Genomic DNA, 23,039 nt, shown 5'->3' on the forward strand with positions numbered 1-23,039 from the left:
ATGGGGGCATGGCCGAGGCATGGGCGTACGAGCGCCACCCGAGTGCGACGGGGAGCCCGCACCCCCTCGGCGCCCGCCGGGTCGTCTCGGGCGTGAACTTCGCGATCCACGCCCCACGCGCACGCCAGGTCGTCCTCGATCTGCCCGGCATCGGGACGTACGAGGTTGAGTCGCGTACGGGCTCGGTGTGGCACGTCGAGGTGCTCGGGGTCGGTCCGGGGCAGGAGTACGCGTTCGTCGTCGACGGGGTCCAGGTGCTCGACCCGTACGCGCTGCACGTCACCGGTGGGCTCGACGGCAACACCTCGCGCCTGCGTGCGTACGTCGCCGACACCGCCTTCGACTGGGGCGCCGATGTCGCGCCGCGGATCCCGTGGGACCGGACGGTCCTGTACGAGGCCCACGTGCGGGGGCTGACCATGCGGCATCCCGACGTGCCCGAGGAGCTGCGCGGGACGTACGCCGGGTTGGCGCACCCGGCGGTGGTCGACCACCTCGTCGCGCTCGGCGTGACGACCGTCGAGCTGATGCCGTTGCACCACTTCGTCACCGAGCCGACCGTCGCCGAGCGCGGGCTCGTCAACTATTGGGGCTACAACTCCGTCGCGTTCCTCGCGCCGCACGCTCCGTACGCCGCCGGCGGCGATCCTGTGCGTGAGTTCAAGGAGATGGTGCGGGCGCTGCACGCGCGCGGGCTCGAGGTCGTGCTCGACGTCGTCTACAACCACACCGGCGAGAGCGGAGCGGGCGGGCCGCGCATCCACCTGCGGGTGCTTGACGACACCGGCTACTACCGGCACGCGCAGGGGCACTATTTCGACGTCACCGGCTGCGGCAACACGGTGCGCGCCGACGCGGCGCCGGCGGCGGCGCTGATCGTGGAGTCGCTGCGCTACTGGGTGCGCGAGATGCACGTCGACGGATTCCGGTTCGACCTCGCGTCGGCGCTCGCGCGGGTCGGGCGCGGACGCGTCGACGTCGAGCAGTCGCTGATCGCGACGATCGGGCGCGACCCGGTGCTGCGCGGGGTCAAGCTGATCGCCGAGCCGTGGGACGCGAGCATGGACGGCTACCTCGTCGGCGGCTACCCGCACGGGTGGGCCGAGTGGAACGACCGGTTCCGCGACGACGTGCGCGACTTCTGGCGGGGGCCTGCGCACGGCGGCGCCGGCGGGGTCGCCGGGATCGCCCGACGGCTGGCCGGGTCGTCGCAGGAGTTCGAGCCGAGCGGGCGTCCGCCGCAGGCGTCGGTGAGCTTCGTGACGGCCCACGACGGGTTCACGCTGCGCGACCTCGTCTCGTACGACGAGAAGCACAACGAGGCCAACGGCGAGGACAACCGCGACGGGCACGCCGACAACCGCTCCTGGAACTGCGGGGCCGAGGGCGAGACGGACGACGTCGGCGTGCTCGCCCTGCGCCGACGCCAGGCCGCGAACCTCGTCGCCACCACGCTGCTCGCCGCAGGGGTGCCGATGCTGCGCGCCGGCGACGAGCACGGGCAGACGCAGCACGGCAACAACAACGCGTACTGCCACGACAGCGCGCTCACCTGGGTGCCGTGGATCCCGGACGTGGGGTGGGAGCACCTGCGCGGCGTCGTCGGCCGACTCACCGCGCTGCGGGCGGCGCACCCCGTGCTGCGGACCACGCGGTTCTTCACCGGGGAGGTGGCGGCGCAGACGGGGCGGCAGGACGTGCGCTGGCTGCACCCCGACGGGCGGGACTGGGAGGTGCACGACTGGCACGACGGCGCGCTTCGTACGCTCGGGATGGCGCTGGACGGCGGTCCGGACGATCGCTGCGCGGTGCTGCTGCTCAACGGGGGCGACTCCACGGTGTCGTGGCAGCTCCCGGAGGCGCCGTGGCCGGCCTCGTACGAGGTCGCGCTCGACACCGCCGACCTCGAGCGCAGCGGCGCCGTGGCGCACACGTTGCCGGTCGCCTCACACTCCCTCGTCCTCCTCGTCGGCGCCTGACGCGCCCCTTCCGTAACGTCATACGTTCTGAGGGTCGGAACCCGCAGAACGTATGACGTCCGGAGGGATCCATCCGCCGGCGACGAGCGCCTCGGCGATCTGCGCGAAGAAGGCGTCCGACGCGACGCGCAGGCCGAGCAACGGGAGCCGGAGCACCGTCGCGTTGCGCAGCGTCACCGCGTTGTGGCGCAGCGCGTCGTTGACGAGGTTCTGCGCGAACGCGTGGTGGATGCCATCGATCTCTACGACGACCGCGAACGCCTCCCAAATGACGTCCAGGTAGATTCTGCCGTCGCGTCCCCGCCGTACGACCTGTCGATCCGGCTGGGGCAGACCGCGCCGTCGCGCCATCCCGGCGAAGTCGAGCTCGCCGAGCGACTGCGCCCCACCGATGAGGTCCAGCACGATCATCTCCACGAAGCGTCGACGGCGGTCGCGTCGCACGTCGAGCAGGGCGAGCCCGATCCGTTCGGCGGTCGTGAGCCGCTGCTGCACGACCATCGCGAGCAGCGTCGCCGCCTCCCGATCCGTGCGGGCCCACAACGCTCCCCGTACGGCGGCGATCCAGGGCCAGACGCGCGGGATTCCGGCGCCGACGCGGTCGGACGGTCGCAGCCGCCTCGTCTGCCGGATGTCGATCCCCGCGATCTTCACGACCCGCGCGCCACGTGGCACCGACACCCGTACGGCGGGGATCGTGAAGCCCGTGAGACCGGCGGCGACGAGGGCGCTGACCCCGTCGAGGACACCGCGTGCTCCGGCCTCGATGACCGCGTGCCACAACATCGCGTCGCCCGCGAGGTCACCGGTGTGGACGGCGATGGTCTGACGCCCGTGCAGCCTCCACCGCTCTGCCCTCAGCTCTGCCCCGACCTCCCAACGGCTGAGCCCCGTCCCGTACAGCTGTCGGCGTGACAGAACCCCGTCCTGTGTCTGCGCCTCGCGCCGTACCCGGCGGCGCCGCGCGCGCCGTGCCTCGTCCCTCGTCATCTGCTTGTGCATGCCTTGAGCGTGTGTCCGCCAAGTCCGTACGGAGCTCGTCTGCGTCACCACCTGTGGACGAGCCCGGGACGTCATACGAATCGGTGGTCCCCACCCACAGGACGTATGACGTCCGGGCGAGAGGGGCGACGACCGGGGTCGGATAGCGTGGCGCGCATGCTGCGGATCCCGGTGATGGACGTGTGCCCGGTCGTCGAGAACGGGACGTACGCCGCGAAGGCCACGGTCGGTGAGCCCTTCCCGATCCGGGCGCGGATCTTCCGTGAGGGCCATGACGAGCTCGGCGCCGGAGTCGTGCTCACCGGCCCCGACGGCAAGGACCGACCGCGCCTTGCGCTCCCCCACCTCGACAACGACCACCACGAGCTGTGGGTGACGCTCGACGCGGTCGGCCCCTGGTCGTACCGGATCGAGACCTGGTCCGACCCGTACGGCACGTGGCTGCACGACGCGCCGATCAAGGTCGCCGCCGACGTCGACACCGAGCTGATGCCGGTCGAGGGCGCCGTGCTGCTCGAACGCGCGGCCAAGGCGCTCCCCCGCGGCCGGACCGCCGAGCGCGCAACGCTGCGGGCGGCCGCGAAGGTCTTGCGCGACAATCGCCGCTCCCCCTCCGAGCGTCTCGAGGCCGCGACGACGCCCGAGGTCCTCGACGTGATGAGCCGCTTCCCGGTGCGCGACCTGCTCGGCAGCACGCGGTCGTACCCGCTGTTCGCGGACCGGGAGCGGGCGCTGGCCGGCGCCTGGTACGAGCTGTTCCCCCGCTCGTACGGAGGGCTGCGCGGCGCGATCGGCGAGCTCGACCGCGTGGCGGCGATGGGGTTCGACGTCGTCTACCTGCCGCCCGTCCACCCGATCGGGCGCGTCAACCGCAAGGGGCGCAACAACTCCCTCGTGGCCGAGCCCGGCGACCCCGGCTCCCCGTGGGCGATCGGCGCCGCGGAGGGCGGGCACGACGCAGTGCATCCCGACCTCGGCACGCTCGACGACCTCGACGCGTTCGTGGCCGCAACCCGCGAGCGGGGCATGGAGGTGGCGCTCGATCTCGCGCTGCAGTGCGCACCCGACCACCCGTGGGTCGCCGCCCACCCGAAATGGTTCACGCACCGCGCCGACGGCACGATCGCGTACGCGGAGAACCCGCCGAAGAAGTACCAGGACATCTATCCGCTCAACTTCGACACCGACCCCGATGGCCTGTACGAGGCCGTCCTCGGCGTCGTCCGCCACTGGATGGCGCACGGCATCCGGATCTTCCGCGTCGACAACCCGCACACGAAGCCGGTGCCGTTCTGGGAGCGGCTTCTCGCCGAGGTACGGCGTACGGACCCCGACGTCGTCTTCCTCGCCGAGGCGTTCACGCGCCCCGCGATGATGCGGGCGCTTGGGATGGTCGGGTTCCACCAGTCGTACACGTACTTCACCTGGCGCGAGACCAAGGACGAGCTCGCCGCCTATCTGGAGGAGGTGTCGGGCCGCAAGGCTGCGGTGATGCGGCCGGCGTTCTGGGTGAACACCCCGGACATCCTCCCGGTGCACCTGCAGTCCGGCGATCCGGCGATGTTCCGGCTGCGGGCGGTGCTGGCGGCGACGGGAGCGCCGACGTGGGGTGTCTACTCGGGCTTCGAGCTGCTCGAGCACACGCCGCTGCGGCCGGGGTCGGAGGAGTACCTCGACTCGGAGAAGTACGAGATCAAGCACCGCGACTTCGACGCGCCACACTCGCTGGCGCCGTTCATCGCACGGCTCAACGAGATCCGCCGCGAGCACCCCGCGCTGCGTCAGCTCCACCGGCTGCGCGTGCACGAGACGGAGTCGGACCACGTCCTGTGCTTCTCGCGGCGGTACGTCGGCGACGACCGCGACGACGTCGTCATCGTCGTCGCGAACCTCGAGCCGCCGGTGACGCACGAGACGACGGTGCACCTCGACCTGCCGGCGCTCGGGATCGGATGGGGTGAGCGGTTCGCCGTACGGGACGAGCTGACCGGGGACGTGTTCGAGTGGGGCGAGGACGACTACGTGAAGCTCGGCGGCGACTCCCCCGTCGCGCACGTGCTGACCGTGCTGCGCTGAGCTATGCGCCAGGCCCCCTACGAGGCTCCGGTTCTGTGCACGGAGCGACGGGCATACGCGGCGCCCGGTGTACTTATCTGACGCCTGGTGACGGCAGCGGGGTCTCGATACGGGCCGTTCCTCGCCCTACTCGACCAGCGAGGTGCGGCGGATCGTGTCGATGTAGTCGAACGCGTCCGCGAGCCGCATCGTGGTCCGGCGGCGCAGCAGCTTGAGCGCGCGCCAGCGGCCGAGCCGGAGGCCGAGCAGCTCCCGCAGGTCGTCCGCGAGCGCCTCGTCGATCTCGTCGTGAGCGAGGTCGCGCGCATCGGCGTACGCCTGCGCAATGAGCCGCCGCTCGACGGCGTCCGACCACTCCTCGACACGCGCCTTCGCCTGGAGCAGCGACATGTCCGTGCTCGCGTGCAAGAGCCGGATCGCCTCCATCTTGCGCCCGGTCTGGAGCAGGCGCGTGATCTCCGAACGCGTCACGTCGTCGACCGGACGGTTGCCACGGGTGTCGAGCTGAGCCTGCTTGAGCTCCGGCGCGATCGGCGTGAGGCGCCGTCCGGTGACCGGCTCGGGTGGTTCGCGGCGGCTCGACCACCAGACCAGGACACCGCCGAGGGCGATCCCGCAGAGCAGGGCGGCGAACGCGGCCAGAAGCATGCGCACCAGCCTAGTGCCGTACAGGCGCCCGACCCGGGAGGCGGGCAGGACGCTGGGGGTTAGGGTGGCGCGCATGAACGCCCCCGCCCCCGCGCCGGTGACTCCCCCAGACCGGCGGGACGACGACCCGCTGTGGTTCCAGCGCGCCGTCTTCTACGAGGTCCTCGTCCGCTCCTTCCACGACTCGACCGGTGACGGGATCGGCGATCTCGCCGGGGTGACGAGCAAGCTCGACTATCTGTCGTGGCTGGGCGTGGACTGCCTGTGGCTTCCCCCGTTCTTCCCGTCGCCGCTGCGCGACGGCGGCTACGACGTCGCCGACTACACGTCCGTCTCCCCCGAGCTCGGCACGGTCGACGACTTCAAGGTGCTGCTCGACGCCGCTCACGCGCGCGGCATCCGCATCATCATCGATGTCGTCATGAACCACACGTCCGACGCGCATCCGTGGTTCCAGGCGTCGCGGACCGACCCCGAGGGTCCGTACGGGGACTTCTACGTCTGGCACGACACCGGCGAGGCGTACGCCGACACCCGCATCATCTTCGTCGACACCGAGGCGTCCAACTGGACGTACGACCCGGTACGCGGCCAGTACTACTGGCACCGCTTCTACGGCCACCAGCCCGACCTCAACTTCGAGAACCCCGCCGTCCACGACGCGATGATCGACGCGCTGCGGTTCTGGCTGGACCTGGGCGTCGACGGCTTCCGGCTCGACGCCGTCCCGTACCTGTACGAGGAGGAGGGCACCAGCTGCGAGAACCTTCCCCGGACGCACGACTTCCTCAAGAAGGTCCGCCGCTATGTCGACGACCACTACCCCGGACGTGTGCTGCTCGCCGAGGCGAACCAGTGGCCCTCCGAGGTCGTCGACTACTTCGGCGACCCCGCCGTCGGCGGCGACGAGTGCCACATGTGCTTCCACTTCCCCGTGATGCCGCGCCTGTTCATGGGCGTACGGAGGGAGTCGCGCTACCCGATCAGCGAGATCATGGAGCAGACGCCCGACATCCCCGCGGGGTGCCAGTGGGGCATCTTCCTTCGCAACCACGACGAGCTCACCCTCGAGATGGTGACCGACGAGGATCGCGACTACATGTGGCGTGAGTACGCCACCGACCCGCGGATGAAGGCCAACATCGGCATCCGGCGGCGCCTCGCACCGCTGCTCGACAACGACACCAACCGCATGGAGCTGTTCACGGCGTTGCTGCTGAGCCTGCCGGGCTCGCCGGTGCTCTACTACGGCGACGAGATCGGCATGGGCGACAACATCTGGCTCGGCGACCGCGACGGCGTCCGTACGCCGATGCAGTGGACGCCCGACCGCAACGCCGGCTTCTCGGTGGCGACCCCCGGCAAGCTCGGGCTGCCCGTGATCATGGACCCGGTCTTCGGCTACCAGGCTGTCAACGTCGAGGCGCAGCAGGAGAACACCTCCTCGCTGCTGCACTGGACGCGCCGCATGATCCACATCCGCAAGCAGCACCGCGCGTTCGGCGTCGGGACGTTCCGCGACCTCGGCGGCTCCAACCCGTCCGTGCTGTCGTTCGTCCGCGAGCACGACGGCGACGTGATGCTGTGCGTCAACAACCTGTCGCGCTTCCCGCAGCCGGTCGAGCTCGACCTGCACGCGTACGACGGGATCCAGCCGGTCGAGATGTTCGGCGGCGTCGAGTTCCCGGCGATCGGCGAGCTGCCGTACCTGCTGACCCTCGCGGGCCACGGCTTCTACTGGTTCCGCCTGGGCCGTACGGTCGACAGCGAGGGGGCCCGATGAGCAGCGAGCGCAGTGTCCACGGCCGGAGCGAGGTTCTCGACTACCTGGTCCGCCAGCGGTGGTTCGCCGGCGAGGGCGAGGGGTGGGAGCTGGCAACGATCGAGCCGCGCGGATGGCTCCAGCGGCCCAGCACGGGTCTCGGAGTGCGCTTCGAGCTCGTGACCGTACGCGGGCCCGGCGGCACGCAGACCTACAACATGCCGCTGGCCTACCGCCACGAGCCGGTCGAGGCCAACGCGTACGGGCTCGTCGGCGCGTACGCGCCCGGCCACGGCGAGCTGGCCGACGAGCTGTTCGTGTACGACGCGCTGCACGACTCCGAGGCACGGCAGGTGCTCGTACGGGGCTTCTTCGCGGACACGCCCGACGACACGACGTACCTCTCGCTGCTCCCGGCCGGCGACGACGGCGAGCCGGTGATCGGGACCGGGTCGGAGTCGGTGCTGCTGGTGGTCGAGCAGTCCAACACGTCGATGGTGATCGACGAGACCGCGCTGCTGAAGGTGTTCCGCAAGGTCGTCGCCGGCCGCAACCCCGACGTGGAGGTGCACGACGCGCTCGCGGGCCCCGGCGACGAGGCCATCGCCACGCTGTGGGGCGCGATCAGCACGACGTCGTCCGGCACGACGGCGCCGGTCGGGACCTCGTATGACCTGGCGATGCTGCAGCGCTTCCTCCGCACGGCGAGCAACGGCTGGGACAGCGCGCGGGCGAGCGTACGGGACCTCCTGGCCGAGCCCGAGCTCGCGCCCGAGGATGCGGGGGGCGACTTCGCGGCGGAGTCCGAGCGGCTGGGCGAGACCGTACGACTCGTCCACGCGCTGATGGCGCAGCGCCTCGCGACGGCCACCTGGGACGAGGGCGGGCTCACCGCCCTCGCTGACAGGCTCGATGCGCGACTCGCGGATCTCCTCACCCGCATGCCGGACCTCGACAGGTACGCCGACGTGGCGCGTGCCCGCTACGACCGGCTCCGCTCGGCCTCCGGGCCCGTGCTCGCACAGCGCGTCCACGGTGACCTGCACCTCGGTCAGACGCTGCGGACGACCATGGGCTGGAAGCTCGTCGACTTCGAGGGTGAGCCCACAGCGACACTGGCCGCCCGCGTGGCGCTCGACTCCGCGTGGCGCGACGTCGCAGGGATGCTGCGCTCGTTCGATTACGCGGCGCACTCCTACCTCGTCCAGACCGGCGGCGGCGAGGGTGACCAGGTGACGCGGGCGCAGGCATGGGTCGCGCGCAACCGGGCGGCGTTCCTGCGCGGGTACGGGGTCTCGACAGGCTCGACCAGCGAACAACCGCCGGTCGAGACCGCGGCCACCACGCAGGTCGAGACCGCGGCCACCCCGCAGGTCGAGACCGCGGCCACCACGCAGGTCGAGACCGCGGCCACCCCGCAGGTCGAGACCGCGGCCACCCCGCCGGTCGAGCCTGTCGAGACCCTGCTCGATGCGTACGAGGTGGACAAGGCCCTCTACGAGTACGTGTACGAGCGCGACCACCGCCCCGACTGGGCCGCGATCCCGCGCGCCGCTCTAGAACGGATGCGGGGTCGCTGAAAGACCGCCCTCGCGGCACCGCGCCAGCGGCAGACTGGCGACTGGGCAGACCCCCTGCTCGACTCGAGGAGGATGCGATGCCGGGAGACGAGCCGCAGCCGAAGCCGACCACCCCTGGTCGCCCTGTCCGCCACGATCCGCGCCCGGCCCCGACGGCTCCCGAACCCCCTCCGGCGCCGGCTCCCCCGCCGCCCCCGTCCCGCGGCCCGCGGCCGGGCCCTCTCTGACCCGGACGGGCGGCGCGCGAGGGCTGAAGCCGCTCACGGGCAGCCGTGCGCCCGTGAAAGACTCCACCGCATGACGCGAGACCTGTGGCGCGACCTCGGTGCTCATGTCCGTGACGACGGCGTGACCTTCGCCGTGTGGGCGCCGCACGCCCAGGATGTGCAGGTCCTCGGCGACTTCAACGGCTGGGACGGCGCCGGCCACGGCCTCGCTCGCGACGCCGACGGAGTCTGGCGCGGCCGCGTCGACGGCATCGGCGACGGCGCGCTCTACAAGTACGCGGTCCACGGAGCCGACGGTGTGTGGCGCCAGAAGGCCGACCCGTTCGAGGCGTGGGCCGAGGTCCCGCCGGCCAACGCCTCGCGCGTCTTCACCTCGCGGCACGAGTGGAGCGACGACGCGTGGATGAGCACCCGCCCCGCCCGCCGCCCGTGGGCTGAGCCGATGAGCGTGTACGAGGTGCACCTCGGCTCGTGGCGGCGCGGCCTCTCGTACGCCGAGCTGGCAACCACGCTCGTCCCGTACGTCGCCGAGCGCGGCTTCACCCACGTCGAGCTGATGCCCGTGATGGAGCACCCGTTCGGCGGCTCGTGGGGCTACCAGGTGACGGGCTACTACGCGCCGACGTCCCGCTTCGGCGATCCCGACGACTTCCGGGCGCTCGTCGACGCCTTCCACACCGCGGGCATCGGCGTGATCCTCGACTGGGTCCCCGCGCACTTCCCGCGCGACGAGTGGGCGCTCGGCCGCTTTGACGGCACGGCTCTGTACGAGCATCCCGACCCACGCCGCGGCGAGCACCCCGACTGGGGGACGTACGTCTTCGACCTCACCAAGCCCGAGGTCCGCGAGTTCCTGCTGGCCAACGCGTTCTGGTGGCTCGAAGAGTTCCACGTCGACGGGCTGCGCGTGGACGCCGTCGCGTCGATGCTCTACCTCGACTACTCGCGCGGGCCCGGCGACTGGGTCCCCAACCTGCACGGCGGCAACATCGACCTCGACGCCGTCTCGTTCTTCCAGGAGCTCAACGCCTCCTGCTACGGACGGTTCCCCGGGATCGCGATGATCGCCGAGGAGTCGACCGCCTACGACGGCGTCACGCGCGACGTGGCCCACGGCGGGCTCGGCTTCGGGTTCAAGTGGGACCTCGGCTGGATGCACGACACGCTCGGCTACCTCGCGACCGACCCGCTCTTCCGCGGCCAGGACCACCACCGCTTGACGTTCGCGACGATGTACCACCACGCCGAGAACTTCGTCCTCCCGCTGTCCCACGACGAGGTGGTTCACGGCAAGGGCTCGCTGCTGACCAAGATGGCCGGCGACGACGCACAGCAGTTCGCGTCGCTGCGCGCGCTGCTCGCCTACCAGTGGTCGTACCCCGGCAAGCAGCTCCTCTTCATGGGCGGCGAGATCGCGCAGGAGCGCGAGTGGTCCGACGAGCGTTCGCTCGACTGGGACCTCCTCGACACCGATGCGCACGACGCCACCGCGCACGCCGGCGTGCAGCGGCTGGTGAGTGACCTCAACGCGCGCTACGCGGCGAACCCGGCCTTGTGGTCCGGCGATCACTCCCCCGGCGGGTTCGCATGGCTGGAGGCCGATGACGCGACGCACAACGTCTATGCCTTCGTCCGGCGCGCAGACGGTCGTAGTCTCGTCTGCGTGGCGAACATGTCCGGAGCGACCTGGGACTCCTACCGTGTCGGGCTGCCCACACCCGGCCCGTGGGACGTCGTGATGTGCACCGACGATGCCGCGTACGGAGGGGCGAGCACCGATCCCGTACGCACGCTGGTGGCCGATGAGCAGCCCTGGCACGGCCAGCAGCACTCGGCGATGCTCACCCTCCCGGCCCTCTCGGTCACCTGGCTGGAGCGGGCCGATGGCTGACCTCACGCTCCACCCCGACGGCGACAGCCTCGAGATCCACGAGGGCGACGCCGTCCTCGGCACGATCACGGTGCACCGCGACGATGCGCGCACCGCGACCCTCTCGTGGGACCTCGGCAGCACAGAGGAGCCGCGGCGGTCGCAGGCCGTCAACCTCGCTGTCACGTACGTGCTCGAGGAGCTCGGCGCGACGCGCGTCCAGACCTTGATCGACGAGGACGCCGTCGGTGACCGCCGCGCGGCGGCGCGCGCGGGCATGCGCCGCGACGGGATGCTGCGGCACGTCGAAGGACCCGACCAGGAGCTGCTGTCGCGGCTCGCCGACGACCCACACCCGCAGACGCGGGAGGGGTTCGTCGCGATGCTCAACGCCGCCCTGCCCAAGAAGCGCGCGATCGCACAGGCGCTCGTCTGCGACCAGGACGGGCGGGTGCTGCTGTGCGAGCTCACCTACAAGCGCGAGTGGGACCTGCCCGGCGGTGTCGTCGACCCCGGCGAGTCTCCCGCCGACGCGGTCGTGCGCGAGCTGCGCGAGGAGCTCGGCGTCGACGCACGCGTCAGGGGCCTTCGTACGGTCAACTGGCTCCCACCGTGGAGCGCGTGGGACGACGCGGTGCTGTTCGTCTTCGACGTCGAGGCCTGGGGTCCCGAGACCCCGCTGGTCCTGCAGCCGACCGAGATCGCCGCCGTCCACTGGTGCGACCGCGACCTCGTCCGCGAGCGCGCGACAGGGGCGACGATTGAGCTGCTCGACAGCCTCGACGACGACCCTGCCGACGCCTACCGCGAAGCGGGGCACGTGTTCCGCGGGACCGCCTGAGGCTCAGGGCGCGGCGACCGGCCCGGTGTCCTCGGACCCGATCACACCGCCGTACTGCGCGAGCACCCGCGGGAGCCCGACGCCGCCGGTGGGCGGGATGTACATGAGCACCTGGTGGTAGTAGCGCAGGACCCCCGAGCGCGACATCGGGTCGCCGAAATAGGCCTTGTGCTCCGACTCCGCCGGCCACCGTACGGTCGCGCCCGGCGTCAGCACCCACCCGTCCTGCCGCATCAGCGTCCCGAACACGAGCGCGCCGCCGTCCTTGGTCCGCACCGCGTGCTGGACGGGCTGGGAGGCCCACGTGCGCCGGAACGTCGTGCCCGGCTGCGCGAGCCCCGCCGCCTGGGCCCGCATCTGCGAGACGAACGAGTCGGCCGTCACCTCGGTGGAACGGGGCGAGCTCGGGTTGCCCAGCGTCGCGGCGTACGCCATCAGCGCCTGCGACGGCGCGCTCACGAGGCCGTCGGCGTCGTCGGGCCCGACCGTCTGGAGCACGCCGTCGACCGTCTCCGGAACCGGCAGCACCGTGCTGAGCAACGCCTCCGGCGAGGCCGTGAGCTCCCACTGATCGGTCGACGAGGCGCGCTCGAACACCTGGATGCGCCGCACCCCCCGCCCCTCGTCGCGGGCGGTGGCGACGAACCACAGCGGGTACGCGTCGAGCCGCGGCGTGTAGACGTCCTCGATCTCGGCCGGCGCCGTCTCGCGCCCGGTCGACGCGTTGCCGTGCAAGCGCTTCGCCACGTCGATGGCGCCCGTGTCGACCGCGAGCACCGGGCCCGTCTCGACCAGCGCGAGCACCTCGGGATCGAGCGCGGCGAAGGCAGCTCCGCGCGCCTTCTCGTAGTTGTCGTACGTCCGCTGCACCGTCGACGTCTCCGCCGCCAGCTTCGACACATCGGCACTGGTCTTCTCCAGCGGGACCACCCCGCACCCGCCGAGCGAGACGACGAGCAACGCGGCACCGACGGCGACGAGCGACCGCGGCGCGCCCGTACGGGCCGCTCTCTCACTCATCTCGCCACCTCCTTGTCGGTGCCAGGCCCCGGTTTGCCGACCTTGCCCTTCCTCGGCCACCGCGGCTTCGCCCCGCGCTTCTTCGGCGGCGCGGACGGGCGGTCGGCCCTGGTCGCAGGACCCTCCGCCGTGCCCTCCTCGGACAGGAAGTCGTCCCAGGTGTCCGCGTCGGACGGGTCGGTCTCGGGCCAGGGTACGTCCCACTCGTCGTCGACGAAGCCGGATGCTTCGACCGGTGGCGTCCGTCGCCCCACCCCCGGGACCAGCCTCAGCGCGACCAGGCCCAGCAGCGCGGCACCCAGACCTGTCGCGGCCATCCCGACGCCGACGCCGAACGCCCCGGGAACCTCGTACGACGCCGTGACCCGCAGACCTTTCAGGTCGGAGTCGCCGACCGCGAGCACCGCGAGCGACACCGGCTCGTCGGGCAGCGTGAACCGCAGCTCCGCACCCCCGACACCAGCCGCCTGCATGATCCACCAGTCGAGCGCGGTCGGGGCGGCTCGGAGCTGCGGCTCGCCAGTGGCGACACGGGACTTCAGCGACCACGGCACGCGAAAGCGTGTCACCTCCACCCGCGCGGTCGACGAGACGTAGTCCTCGACGTCGACCGTGTGCCCGAGCCCGAGGAACACCGGCTTGTCGCCCGGGACCTCGACGAGGACGCTCACCTGCGGCCCGTACCGGGCCAGGACCGCGGGCCGCGTCACGACGGCGCGACCGTCGGCCCGCACGTCGTGCGGGCCTGTCGTCAGGCGGTCGTCCGGACCCATCGCCACCGCGACGACCGCACCGGCCAGCGCGAGGAGGATTCCGAGCGCGAGCAGCCCGATCCCCGCCACCCGTCGCATGGAGCAAGTATGCCGGGCGTCCGAAGTCTCCGTGCGTTCAGTTCACGCGCGTCGCGGGACGCGGTCGCGAGCGCACTCAGAACAACGCGGTCGCGAGCGCACTCAGAACAACGCGGTCGCGAGCGCCCGACGGGCCTGGCCGACTCGCGGATCATCATTGCCCACGATCGTGAAGTACTCGACGAGCCGCGCGCGGATGCGCTCGCGGTCGTCACCGGCCGTACGGCGCACCACGTCGATGAGACGCCCGAACGCGTCGTCGACGTGCCCGCCGGACAGGTCGAGGTCAGCGACGAGCAGCTGCGCATCGATATCGTCCGGGTTCTGGGCCGCCGCGTCACGCGCTGCGGACAGCTCGGCACCCTCCGTACGCTGCAGCAGCTTGGCGCCGGCAAGCCGCTCGGCGGCCTCGGTGTCGGCCGGGTTCGTGGCGAGCAGCTTCTCGTACTCGGCGACCGCCTTGGCGTAGTCGCCCTCGGCGTACGCGTCGTCCGCAGCGGCGAAGCGCGGATCGTCCGCAGGCTCCTCCTCGTCAGAGGCCGCCGCGCCACCGACGGGCGCCGCGGTGCCGGTCACGCCGTTGGCCTCGGCGACGCGGAGCAGCTCGTCGAGGTACTGACGGACCTGTGCCTCCTCGGCCGTGCCCTGGAACAGCGGCACCGGCTGGCCCTTGACCACCCCGAGCACGAACGGGACGCCCTGCGCCCCGAGCATCTGGGCGATCTGCGGGTTGGCGTCCACGTCGATCTGCGCGAGCAGCATGCGGCCCGCGTACGCGTTGACGGCGTCGGCGAGGACCTGGTTGAACGTGCTGCTCTGAGGCGAGCGCGACGACCACAGGGACAGCACGACCACGTGGTCGACCGAGGCCTGCAGCACCTGCTGGAAGTTCTGTTCGCCGACGTCGAGCACCCACGACGCACCGGCGGGCGCAGGGCCCGCCGCGGAGGCGCCGGCGGGTGCGGCCGGCTTCTTGAGAGCGGACAGGTCGACGGCGCCAGGACGCGAGAAGCTCATCGGCGGGTCTCCTCGGGTGTCGAAGTCATCAGAACGGTCAGTGCCCGGAGGTGAGCTCCGCGCGCTCGGCAGGCGACGTGAGCGCCGCACCGGGCGCCGCGACGTAAGGAAGGTAGCTCGGCGTCGTGCGACGCGCGAGGATGAGGCCGAACAGCGCGAGCACCACAGCGATCGCCAGCGGGATGCCGGCGAAGACGAGCAGGACGTCGAGCGTCGACATCGGGGTCCCCTCCTCCCAGCCAATCGGCACGTCAGCAGCGGCCGGTGTGGCGGCGGCGACGGCGATCAGAGGCGATGCGACGAGAGCACCGGCGACGGCGGAACGGACAGCGGTACGGCTCCGGCTCAGCATGACGGTCATTCTAACCGAGCACCTCACTCCCCTAGTCTCGGCGGTATGCCTTCCGACCCCGACGGCGTTCTCGCGTCCGCACTCGACCTCGCTGCCGCCTACCGGCGGCGCGAGACCGACCCCGTCTCCGTCGTCGACGCGCTCCTCGCACGCATCGAGGCGCTCGACGCGGAGGTCGGCGCCTTCGTCACCGTCACGGCCGACGAGGCGCGGGCGGCGGCCGCCTCCGCCCGGGACGCCCTGCGTGGCCCCAGCGCCGACCTCCTCCCGCCGCTGTTCGGCATCCCCACCGCACTCAAGGACCTCACCCCCACCGCTGGCGTACGGACGACCTTCGGGTCGGCGGCGTTCGCCGACCTCGTCCCCGACGCCGACGGCACAGCGGCCGTGCGGGTCGCTGCCGCCGGCATGATCAGCCTCGGCAAGACCAACACCCCCGAGCTCGGCCTGCCCTGCTACACCGAGCCCGACGTCGCCCCGCCGGCGCGCACCCCGTACGACCTGACCCGAGGTGCGGGCGGTTCGTCCGGGGGCGCAGCCGCCGCTGTCGCGGCCGGCTTGCTCCCGGTCGCGGTCGGGTCGGACGGCGGCGGCTCGATCCGCATCCCCGCCTCGTCCTGCGGCCTCGTCGGCTTCAAGCCGACCCGTGGCCTCGTCCCTGGCACGCCTGAGGAGATCGATGTCTCGGGCCTCGCCGTCCCCGGCCCGCTCGCGACCACCGTCGCCGACGCGGCGGCCCTGCTCGACGTCCTCGCACTCACCGGCGCTCGGCTCAGCGACGCCTGTGAGCGCGCACCGGGGCGCCTGCGGGTGGCACGCTTCGCCGACCCGGTCATCGGCGACCTTCCGCCCGACCCGGAGGTCCTCGACGCGTACGAGGAGATGAGCCGCCTCCTGGTCAAGCTCGGCCACGACGTCGTGGATGTCGCTCCCCCGTTCGGTCCGGAGACCGTCGCTGCCTTCGAGACGGTGTGGTTCGTCGGGGCGGCGTCCGCGCCGGTGCCGCGCGAGCGCGAGGAGCTTCTGCGGCCGCTGACCCGCTGGGAGCGGGAGCGCGGCCGCGCGGCGAGCGGCACGGAGTACGCGGCGGCGCTGCTGGCGATGCGCCAGGCCGAGCAGCGGACCCTCGAGGCGTACGAGGCCTACGACATGGTCCTCACCCCGACGCTCGGGCAGCTCCCGGCGCCGGTCGGCTCGCTGCGCGACGACTCCGACCCTGCGGCGGACTTCGCGGCGCAGAAGGCGTTCACCCCGTACACGTCCGTCTGGAACATCGCTGGCGCTCCGGCCGTCTCGCTCCCGACCGGCTGGAGCACCGAAGGCCTGCCGATCGGGACGATGCTGGCGGCCCATCCAGGCGCCGACGTGCTCCTGATGAGCCTTGCCGCTCAGGTTGAGGACGCCTGCTCGGCGCCGGGCGACCCGTGGAGGCGTCCGCAGACGCTGGTGGGCGCCCGCTAACGTCTTGGGCATGTCCGCTGCCGCCCTCGCCTCCGACAACGAGCTGGTTCCCGAGCTGGTCCCTGAGGGCCTCCTCAGCCAGAACTGCTGGCAGGACCCCGACCACCAGGTGTGCAGCCTGGTCCATCGGTGGACCGACAACGACACCCTCGCCGAGCTCGCCGACCTGCTGCTCGCCAAGCCGATGGCGATCCTGCTGCTGATCCTCGGCGGGGTCGCGGCGCGCTGGCTGATCAACCGCGTGATCGATCGCGTCACCCGCTCGGCGGCCGCGGGCACCGTGCCCGGCGCACGTGCCGCGGAGGCGGTCACCCCCCTGCTGCACGAGCGCCGCGAGCAGCGCGCCAAGAGCATGGGCTCGCTGCTCAAGAACATCGCGACGATCGTGATCTTCACCGTCGTCACGTTCATGGTGATCGCGACGCTCGGCTACAACATCGCGCCGCTGCTGGCGTCCGCCGGCATCCTCGGTGTCGCCCTCGGTTTCGGCGCGCAGAGCCTCGTCAAGGATTTCATCTCGGGCATCTTCATGATCCTCGAGGACCAGTACGGCGTCGGCGACGTCGTCGACCTCGGCGACGCGGTCGGCACCGTCGAGGCGGTGAGCATGCGTGTGACGCGGCTGCGCGACGTCAACGGCACGGTCTGGTACGTCCGCAACGGCGAGATCCTGCGGGTCGGCAACCAGTCCCAGAACTGGGCGCGGACCGTGCTCGACATCCCGGTCGGGTACGACGTGGACCTCAGGCGGGTCCGCGAGGTCCTGCATGAGGTCGCGCACGCGCTGTGGCAGGACCCCGAGTGGAGCGGCGCGATCCTCGAGGAGCCGGAGGTCTGGGGCGTCGAGCGCTGGACCGCCGAGGGTGTCGTCGTCCGCGTCGTGCTCAAGACGGCGCCGCTCAAGCAGTGGGAGGTCGCACGCGAGATGCGCGAGCTCATCAAGGACCGCTTCGACACGCTGCACATCGACATCCCGTACGCCCACGCCGCCGCGTACGGCGCTCCCCCGCAGGTCGCGCCGGAGCCCAAGGAGGACCCGGACGGCGACGCGCCGGAGGGCGACGGCGGTCCTGCGGCCCAGCCGGAGGACGAGCCCGAGCGCGGGCGACGCCGGTAGGCGCTAGCCGAGGTCCTCGGGCGTGTTGATCATGAACTGAGCCGCATGGGTGACGTACGCCCAGAACTCACGGTCGTGCTCGGGCGACAGGGCCACGCGGTCGAGCGCCGCGCGGAAGTGCCGCAGCCAGTGCTCGGCCGCCGTCGGGGTGACGGCGAACGGCGCGTGCCGCATGCGCAGACGCGGGTGGCCGCGACGCTCGGAGTAGGTCGTCGGCCCGCCCCAGTACTGGACGAGGAACAGCGTGAACCGCTCCTCAGCCGGGCCAAGGTCCTCCTCCGGATACATCGGCCGGAGCACCGGGTCCTCGGCGACCCCTTCGTAGAAGGCCGCGACGATCGACGCGATCGTGTCGTACCCGCCGATCGCGTCGTAGAAGGTCTGCTGCTGCTCCGCCTGGTCCTGGCTCACGCGTCCATTCTCCCGGTCGGCTCAACCGGCGACGACGTGAGGCTCCAGATGAGCGCGTTCGTGAGCGGTGAGCGGGCGGGACTGCTGAGTCTGCGGGTCGAACCCGACCATGACGTTGTGTCCGCTCGCCACGACGACCGGCTCGCCGCCACTGTCCGGCGCCTCGTCGACGAGCTCGGTGAGGATCACGAACGACGAGGTCCCGAGACGGCCGATGCCGGCGTGCACCGCGCACGAGGACCGCCGTCCGAAGGGGCGGAGGAAGGTGGTCTCACTGCGCCCGACCACCCAGGGCTCGTCGCGGGCCCCGATGGCGTCGGCGTACGCGACCCGGGCCTCCTGGAGGAGCTCGAGCGTCGCGACCTCGTCGACGTACCCGTCGCTGCCGAGGTCGCGCGCCCGTACGGTCACAGGAAGGCGGCCCGTGAGCGACGGATCGGGGCGCACGAGCGGCACTGCGCCGTCGGGTACGAGCGTCGTCCTCCCCCGCGCATAGACGGTGCGGCCGCCGTCCTCGTGACGGTCGGCGATCTCCTGCACCAGCACGCCGTCGGCGTTCATCGTCGTCTCCACGAGCGCAGGCTCGGGCCGGAAGACGAGCGGAGCGCGGTAGTCGATCTCGAGTGCCAGGACGCGTGCCGGACGCGCACCCTCGGCCTCGGCGGCCGCGAGGCGGGCTTCACGCAGGTAGTCGGCGTACGTGACGTTGTTGACGTGCCCGAACGCGTCCATGTCGGCCCAGCGGAGGTCGCAGGCAAAGAGGTGTCGCACGCATCGATCGTGGCAGAGATGGCGAGGGCGCTCGCGCACCCGGCTCCCCTGTGTCCTTGCTCACGACGAATGCGGTACGTTGCTAAGCGATCGCTTAGCCCGTGGTCGTGAGCACCAGCAGAAGCAACGAGGAGTACGTGTGAGCCAGCAGCGAACTGCCATTGTCACTGGCGCGGCCCGCGGGATCGGTGCCGCCGTCGCCAAGCGACTCGCCGCCGACGGGCACGCCGTCGCGGTGATCGACCTCGACGAGGCCTCCTGCGCCGCGACCGTCGACGCGATCACCGCAGCCGGGGGCAAGGCCCTCGCGGTCGGTGCAGACGTGTCGGACGAGCAGGCGGTCGCCGGCGCCTTCGAGCGCATCGTCGCCGAGCTCGGTGGCCCGACGATCCTCGTCAACAACGCGGGCATCATCCGCGACAACATGCTGTTCAAGATGTCGGTCTCCGACTGGGACTCGGTCATGAACGTGCACCTGCGTGGCGCCTTTCTCATGGCCCGCGCCGCCCAGCAGTTCATGGTCGAGGCCAAGTTCGGACGCATCGTCAACCTCTCGTCGACCTCGGCGCTGGGCAACCGCGGGCAGGCCAACTACTCGGCCGCCAAGGCGGGCATGCAGGGCTTCACCAAGACCCTCGCCATCGAGCTCGGCAAGTTCGGCGTCACCGCCAACGCGATCGCCCCAGGATTCATCGAGACCGAGATGACCGCCGAGACGGCCGCGCGCCTGGGCGTCGATTACGAGGACTTCAAGAAGTTCAGCGCCCAGCAGATCCCGGTCGCCCGCGTCGGACAGCCCGAGGACATCGCGGCGACGGCGTCGTTCCTCACCAGCGAGGAGTCCGGTTTCGTGTCCGGCCAGGTCATCTACGTCGCCGGCGGACCGAGGGACTGACCATGGCCGACCTCCCTGGTCTGGACCTCGACCGGCTGGGCACCTACCTCGACAAGGAGGCGCCCGGCCTCGTCGCGGGCGCGCTCACCGGGGAGGTCATCCCCGGCGGCCGCTCGAACCTCACATACGACGTGACCGACGGCACGACGCACCTCATCGTCCGCCGCCCGCCGCTCGGCCACGTCCTTGCGACCGCCCACGACATGGCGCGCGAGCACACCGTCATCGAGGCGCTCGCGCCGACCGACGTACCGGTCCCCGAGGTCTTCGCGCTGTGCCAGGACACCGAGGTCATCGGCGCGCCGTTCTACGTGATGGGCAAGGCCGAGGGTCGTGCGATGCGACGTGCCGCCGAGCTCGAGGAGCTCGGCGCGGAGCGGACCGCCACCATCGCCGGTCGCCTCATCGACACCCTCGCCGACCTGCACGCCGTCGACCCGGCGTCGGTCGGGCTCAGCGACTTCGGACGCGCCGAGGGCTACCTCGAGCGCCAGGTCCGGCGCTGGACCAAGCAGGCCGAGGCGTCCAAGAGCCGCGAGCTCGCCGGGTACGACGCGCTGCACGACTACCTCGCCGCCCACGTCCCCTCGCACTCCGACGCGGCGATCGTGCATGGCGACTTCCGGCTCGACAACGCCCTCGTGGACACGACGCCGTCCGGCGGCGACCGCATCACGGCCGTCCTCGACTGGGAGATGGCGACGCTCGGCGACCCGCTGTCGGACATCGCGCTGTCGATCGTCTATCAGGAGATGGGACGCACCCCCGGTGCGAGCGCTGTCTCGGACGCCACCCGCGCGTCGGGCTACCCGTCGGTCGACGAGGTGCTCGAGCGCTACTCGACCCGCAGCGGACGCGACGTCTCCTCGATGGGTTTCCACCTCGCGCTCGGGTTCTACAAGCTCGCGATCATCACCGAGGGCATCCACTACCGCTACACCCAGGGGCAGACCGTGGGTGAGGGCTTCGACCGGATCGGCGACGTCACCGAGCCGCTGATCGCCCTCGGTCTCGACGCCGCGCACCGCTGATCCTCCCTCCCCCCGCCAGAAGGAGCACCGATGGACTTCGCACTCGACGCCCGTACGGAGGAGCTGCGCGCCACGCTCCTCGCGTTCATGGACGAGCACGTCTATCCCGCCGAGGAGGCCTTTCACGCCGACATCGACGCGAACCCGGAACGCTGGGGTCCGCCGCCGATGATCGAGAGCCTCAAGGAGGAGGCGAAGCGGCAGGGGCTGTGGAACCTCTTCCTTCCTGGCAAGGAGGGTGCAGGCCTCACCAACCTCCAGTACGCCCCGCTGGCCGAGATCACCGGACGCAGCGGCGCGATCGCCCCCGTCGCGCTCAACTGCGCCGCACCCGACACGGGCAACATGGAGGTGCTGCACGACTTCGGCACCGAAGAGCAGAAGAAGCAGTGGCTCGAGCCGCTGCTCACCGGCGAGATCCGGTCGTCGTTCGCGATGACCGAGCCCGACGTCGCCTCGTCGGACGCGACCAACATCGCCACGTCGATCGTGCGCGACGGCGACGACTACGTGATCAACGGGCGCAAGTGGTGGATCACCGGCGCGATGAACCCCGCCGCCAAGATCTTCATCGTCATGGGCAAGACCGACCCGACGGCAGCACGGCACCGCCAGCAGTCGCAGATCCTCGTCCCGCGTGACACCCCGGGTGTGAACGTCAAGCGCGGCATGCACGTGCTCGGCTACGACGACCGCGACCACGGAGGCCACGCCGAGATCGAGTTCACCGACGTCCGCGTGCCGGCATCGAACCTCATCGCCGGCGAGGGCGACGGGTTCGCGATCGCGCAAGCGCGTCTCGGCCCGGGCCGCATCCACCACTGCATGCGCTCGATCGGCATCGCCGAGCGTGCGATCGAGCTCATGTGCAAGCGCGTCAACGAGCGCGTCGCATTCGGCAAGCCGCTGGCCGAACAGGGCGTCATCCGCGACTGGATCGCGGAGTCGCGGGTCAAGGTTGAGCAGCTGCGCCTGCTGACCCTCAAGACGGCCTGGCTGATGGATACCGTCGGCAACAAGGGTGCGCACTCGGAGATCCAGGCGATCAAGATCGCGACCCCCCGTACGGTCGAGTGGATTCTCGACAAGGCGATCCAGGCCCACGGTGCGGGTGGCCTCTCGCAGGACTTCCCGCTCGCCGCGTCGTTCGCGGGCGTCCGTACGCTCCGCTTCGCCGACGGCCCAGACGAGGTCCATAAGAACTCCCTCGCCAAGGCCGAGCTGCGCAAGCACCTCTGACGCTTCCCCCAACGACGCCGGGTCGCTCTTTGGCGACCTCGGGTCACTGAAAGTGACCCGGAGCTGCCAAAGAGCGACCCGGCATTGCTAGGAAGTGACCCGGCGTCAGAAGTCGGCGCGGAGGTCCTCGATGCGCCGCTGGAGCCGGTTCATGCCGCCGAGCCACCGGTCCGGGTCGGCAGCCTTCGCACGGGCGTAGTCGGCCACCTCCGGGTGCGGCAGGATCAGGAACCGATCGTCCTGCAGCGCGTCGTACACGACCTCGGCCGCTTGCTCCGGCGTGATCGCCGCATCCTTGAGCGTGACGTCGCCGGCCGGGCCGGTGTCGTCGAGCATCGCCGTACGGACGCCCTGGGGGCAGAGCGCCTGCACGACGACGCCGCGGTGCCGGTACGTGGCCGACAGCCACTCGGCGTGAGCGACGGCGGCGTGCTTGGACAGCGTGTATGGGGCCGAGCCGAGCATCATCAGCAGCCCTGCCGCCGAGGCGGTCGCGACGAACCGCCCCTCCCCTCGCTCGAGCCACTCGGGCAACAGCGCCCGCGCCGCCCGGACGTGGGCCATCACGTTGACCTGCCACGACGCCTCGAAGTCGGCGTCCGACGCCGTCTCCGCGTCGCCGCGCGCGATGCCCGCGTTGGCGAAGTACACGTCGATCGCCCCGAGGTGGGCCCGCGCGGCGTCCACCAGGGCGCGGACGCCCTCCTCGGTGGCGGCGTCACCGGGGACGGCCAGACCGCCGACCTCGTTGGCGACCTGCGCGGCCGCCTCCGGGTCGAGGTCGTTGACGACGACACGCGCACCGGCTGCGTTCAGCCGGTGCGCGATCGCACGTCCGATCCCGTTGCCTCCGCCGGTGACGACGACGCCCGCGCGATCGGGGAGCACG

Annotated in this window: 20 protein-coding genes; 11 read left to right on the top strand and 9 right to left on the bottom strand. The window is 71.4% G+C overall.

Annotation, left to right across the window (positions count from 1 at the left end; translation table 11 throughout):
- The first annotated feature begins 8 nt into the window (after positions 1-8).
- Positions 9-1,979 (top strand): glycogen debranching protein GlgX, encoded by a 1,971-nt coding sequence (gene glgX, locus HCT63_RS10500; protein ID WP_243842979.1) that lies wholly within the window; start codon positions 9-11, stop codon positions 1,977-1,979.
- A gap of 18 nt (positions 1,980-1,997) precedes the next feature.
- On the opposite strand, the gene HCT63_RS10505 is transcribed toward glgX, so the two are convergent.
- The gene (locus HCT63_RS10505; protein WP_167003880.1) at positions 1,998-2,981 is read right to left on the bottom strand and encodes a hypothetical protein; all 984 of its coding nucleotides are present in this window, start codon (positions 2,979-2,981) and stop codon (positions 1,998-2,000) included.
- 156 nt (positions 2,982-3,137) lie between these two features.
- On the opposite strand from HCT63_RS10505, the gene HCT63_RS10510 reads away from it, so the two are divergent.
- Entirely contained in the window at positions 3,138-5,057 is a 1,920-nt protein-coding gene (locus HCT63_RS10510) for an alpha-1,4-glucan--maltose-1-phosphate maltosyltransferase (RefSeq protein WP_208322368.1), read from the top strand.
- Positions 5,058-5,183: 126 nt separating this feature from the next.
- Here the strand turns inward: HCT63_RS10510 and HCT63_RS10515 are convergent, their stop codons facing one another.
- On the bottom strand, positions 5,184-5,780 hold the full coding sequence (locus HCT63_RS10515) for a hypothetical protein (RefSeq protein WP_208322423.1): 597 nt from the start codon (positions 5,778-5,780) through the stop codon (positions 5,184-5,186).
- On the opposite strand from HCT63_RS10515, the gene treS reads away from it, so the two are divergent.
- The 4 genes from treS to HCT63_RS20700 all read left to right on the top strand — a co-directional run bounded on the left by treS (position 5,779) and on the right by HCT63_RS20700 (position 11,985).
- The gene (gene treS, locus HCT63_RS10520) at positions 5,779-7,488 is read left to right on the top strand and encodes a maltose alpha-D-glucosyltransferase (RefSeq protein ID WP_167003887.1); all 1,710 of its coding nucleotides are present in this window, start codon (positions 5,779-5,781) and stop codon (positions 7,486-7,488) included. The genes HCT63_RS10515 and treS overlap by 2 nt on opposite strands.
- Positions 7,485-9,047: an aminoglycoside phosphotransferase gene (locus HCT63_RS10525; RefSeq protein ID WP_167003890.1), complete on the top strand. Its 1,563-nt coding sequence runs from the start codon at positions 7,485-7,487 to the stop codon at positions 9,045-9,047. The genes treS and HCT63_RS10525 overlap by 4 nt, the downstream gene beginning before the upstream one ends.
- A 297-nt stretch (positions 9,048-9,344) precedes the next feature.
- Complete coding sequence (gene glgB / locus HCT63_RS10530) at positions 9,345-11,165, top strand: 1,4-alpha-glucan branching protein GlgB (protein ID WP_167003892.1); 1,821 nt, start codon at positions 9,345-9,347, stop codon at positions 11,163-11,165.
- A complete protein-coding gene (locus tag HCT63_RS20700) occupies positions 11,158-11,985 on the top strand; it encodes an NUDIX hydrolase (protein ID WP_279587732.1) in 828 nt (275 codons plus the stop codon). Before glgB ends, HCT63_RS20700 begins: the two co-directional genes overlap by 8 nt.
- A 3-nt stretch (positions 11,986-11,988) precedes the next feature.
- Here HCT63_RS20700 and HCT63_RS10540 read toward each other — a convergent pair whose 3' ends face one another.
- From HCT63_RS10540 to HCT63_RS10555, 4 genes are all read right to left on the bottom strand, one after another.
- Positions 11,989-13,005 carry a hypothetical protein gene (locus HCT63_RS10540; RefSeq protein ID WP_167003894.1) on the bottom strand — a complete coding sequence of 339 codons (1,017 nt, stop codon included), beginning with the start codon at positions 13,003-13,005 and terminating at the stop codon, positions 11,989-11,991.
- A complete protein-coding gene (locus tag HCT63_RS10545) occupies positions 13,002-13,856 on the bottom strand; it encodes a hypothetical protein (protein WP_167003896.1) in 855 nt (284 codons plus the stop codon). Before HCT63_RS10545 ends, HCT63_RS10540 begins: the two co-directional genes overlap by 4 nt.
- A 102-nt stretch (positions 13,857-13,958) precedes the next feature.
- Positions 13,959-14,873: a tetratricopeptide repeat protein gene (locus HCT63_RS10550; RefSeq protein WP_167003899.1), complete on the bottom strand. Its 915-nt coding sequence runs from the start codon at positions 14,871-14,873 to the stop codon at positions 13,959-13,961.
- 37 nt (positions 14,874-14,910) lie between these two features.
- A complete protein-coding gene (locus tag HCT63_RS10555) occupies positions 14,911-15,225 on the bottom strand; it encodes a hypothetical protein (protein ID WP_167003902.1) in 315 nt (104 codons plus the stop codon).
- 45 nt (positions 15,226-15,270) lie between these two features.
- On the opposite strand from HCT63_RS10555, the gene HCT63_RS10560 reads away from it, so the two are divergent.
- Entirely contained in the window at positions 15,271-16,686 is a 1,416-nt protein-coding gene (locus HCT63_RS10560) for an amidase (protein WP_167003905.1), read from the top strand.
- 10 nt (positions 16,687-16,696) lie between these two features.
- The gene (locus tag HCT63_RS10565; RefSeq protein ID WP_167003908.1) at positions 16,697-17,803 is read left to right on the top strand and encodes a mechanosensitive ion channel family protein; all 1,107 of its coding nucleotides are present in this window, start codon (positions 16,697-16,699) and stop codon (positions 17,801-17,803) included.
- A gap of 3 nt (positions 17,804-17,806) precedes the next feature.
- Here HCT63_RS10565 and HCT63_RS10570 read toward each other — a convergent pair whose 3' ends face one another.
- The gene (locus HCT63_RS10570; RefSeq protein WP_167003911.1) at positions 17,807-18,214 is read right to left on the bottom strand and encodes a globin; all 408 of its coding nucleotides are present in this window, start codon (positions 18,212-18,214) and stop codon (positions 17,807-17,809) included.
- Positions 18,215-18,235: 21 nt separating this feature from the next.
- Complete coding sequence (locus tag HCT63_RS10575; RefSeq protein ID WP_167003914.1) at positions 18,236-18,985, bottom strand: hotdog domain-containing protein; 750 nt, start codon at positions 18,983-18,985, stop codon at positions 18,236-18,238.
- Between the two features lie 139 nt (positions 18,986-19,124).
- Here HCT63_RS10575 and fabG point away from each other — a divergent pair, with 139 nt between their 5' ends.
- Genes fabG through HCT63_RS10590 form a run of 3 tightly spaced genes read left to right on the top strand, consistent with a single transcriptional unit; the run spans position 19,125 to position 22,150 of the window.
- Positions 19,125-19,880, top strand: coding sequence for a 3-oxoacyl-ACP reductase FabG (gene fabG / locus HCT63_RS10580; protein WP_167003917.1), 756 nt, complete (start codon positions 19,125-19,127; stop codon positions 19,878-19,880).
- A gap of 2 nt (positions 19,881-19,882) precedes the next feature.
- Positions 19,883-20,911 carry a phosphotransferase family protein gene (locus HCT63_RS10585; protein WP_208322372.1) on the top strand — a complete coding sequence of 343 codons (1,029 nt, stop codon included), beginning with the start codon at positions 19,883-19,885 and terminating at the stop codon, positions 20,909-20,911.
- A gap of 30 nt (positions 20,912-20,941) precedes the next feature.
- Entirely contained in the window at positions 20,942-22,150 is a 1,209-nt protein-coding gene (locus HCT63_RS10590; protein WP_167003920.1) for an acyl-CoA dehydrogenase family protein, read from the top strand.
- A gap of 105 nt (positions 22,151-22,255) precedes the next feature.
- Here HCT63_RS10590 and HCT63_RS10595 read toward each other — a convergent pair whose 3' ends face one another.
- Positions 22,256-23,038, bottom strand: coding sequence for an SDR family oxidoreductase (locus HCT63_RS10595; RefSeq protein WP_167003923.1), 783 nt, complete (start codon positions 23,036-23,038; stop codon positions 22,256-22,258).
- Between the last annotated feature and the right edge of the window lies 1 nt (position 23,039).

This window comes from Mumia sp. ZJ430 (assembly GCF_011751845.1).
Classification (GTDB): domain Bacteria; phylum Actinomycetota; class Actinomycetes; order Propionibacteriales; family Nocardioidaceae; genus Mumia.

What these genes read in the sequence shown, in the direction of transcription:
- glgX (WP_243842979.1), top strand. Translation starts at nt 9, where the DNA reads ATGGCCGAGGCATGGGCGTACGAGCGCCACCCGAGTGCGACGGGGAGC.
- HCT63_RS10505 (WP_167003880.1), bottom strand. Translation starts at nt 2,981, where the DNA reads ATGCACAAGCAGATGACGAGGGACGAGGCACGGCGCGCGCGGCGCCGC.
- HCT63_RS10510 (WP_208322368.1), top strand. Translation starts at nt 3,138, where the DNA reads ATGCTGCGGATCCCGGTGATGGACGTGTGCCCGGTCGTCGAGAACGGG.
- treS (WP_167003887.1), top strand. Translation starts at nt 5,779, where the DNA reads ATGAACGCCCCCGCCCCCGCGCCGGTGACTCCCCCAGACCGGCGGGAC.
- HCT63_RS10515 (WP_208322423.1), bottom strand. Translation starts at nt 5,780, where the DNA reads ATGCGCGCCACCCTAACCCCCAGCGTCCTGCCCGCCTCCCGGGTCGGG.
- HCT63_RS10525 (WP_167003890.1), top strand. Translation starts at nt 7,485, where the DNA reads ATGAGCAGCGAGCGCAGTGTCCACGGCCGGAGCGAGGTTCTCGACTAC.
- glgB (WP_167003892.1), top strand. Translation starts at nt 9,345, where the DNA reads ATGACGCGAGACCTGTGGCGCGACCTCGGTGCTCATGTCCGTGACGAC.
- HCT63_RS20700 (WP_279587732.1), top strand. Translation starts at nt 11,158, where the DNA reads ATGGCTGACCTCACGCTCCACCCCGACGGCGACAGCCTCGAGATCCAC.
- HCT63_RS10540 (WP_167003894.1), bottom strand. Translation starts at nt 13,005, where the DNA reads ATGAGTGAGAGAGCGGCCCGTACGGGCGCGCCGCGGTCGCTCGTCGCC.
- HCT63_RS10545 (WP_167003896.1), bottom strand. Translation starts at nt 13,856, where the DNA reads ATGCGACGGGTGGCGGGGATCGGGCTGCTCGCGCTCGGAATCCTCCTC.
- HCT63_RS10550 (WP_167003899.1), bottom strand. Translation starts at nt 14,873, where the DNA reads ATGAGCTTCTCGCGTCCTGGCGCCGTCGACCTGTCCGCTCTCAAGAAG.
- HCT63_RS10555 (WP_167003902.1), bottom strand. Translation starts at nt 15,225, where the DNA reads ATGCTGAGCCGGAGCCGTACCGCTGTCCGTTCCGCCGTCGCCGGTGCT.
- HCT63_RS10560 (WP_167003905.1), top strand. Translation starts at nt 15,271, where the DNA reads ATGCCTTCCGACCCCGACGGCGTTCTCGCGTCCGCACTCGACCTCGCT.
- HCT63_RS10565 (WP_167003908.1), top strand. Translation starts at nt 16,697, where the DNA reads ATGTCCGCTGCCGCCCTCGCCTCCGACAACGAGCTGGTTCCCGAGCTG.
- HCT63_RS10585 (WP_208322372.1), top strand. Translation starts at nt 19,883, where the DNA reads ATGGCCGACCTCCCTGGTCTGGACCTCGACCGGCTGGGCACCTACCTC.
- HCT63_RS10590 (WP_167003920.1), top strand. Translation starts at nt 20,942, where the DNA reads ATGGACTTCGCACTCGACGCCCGTACGGAGGAGCTGCGCGCCACGCTC.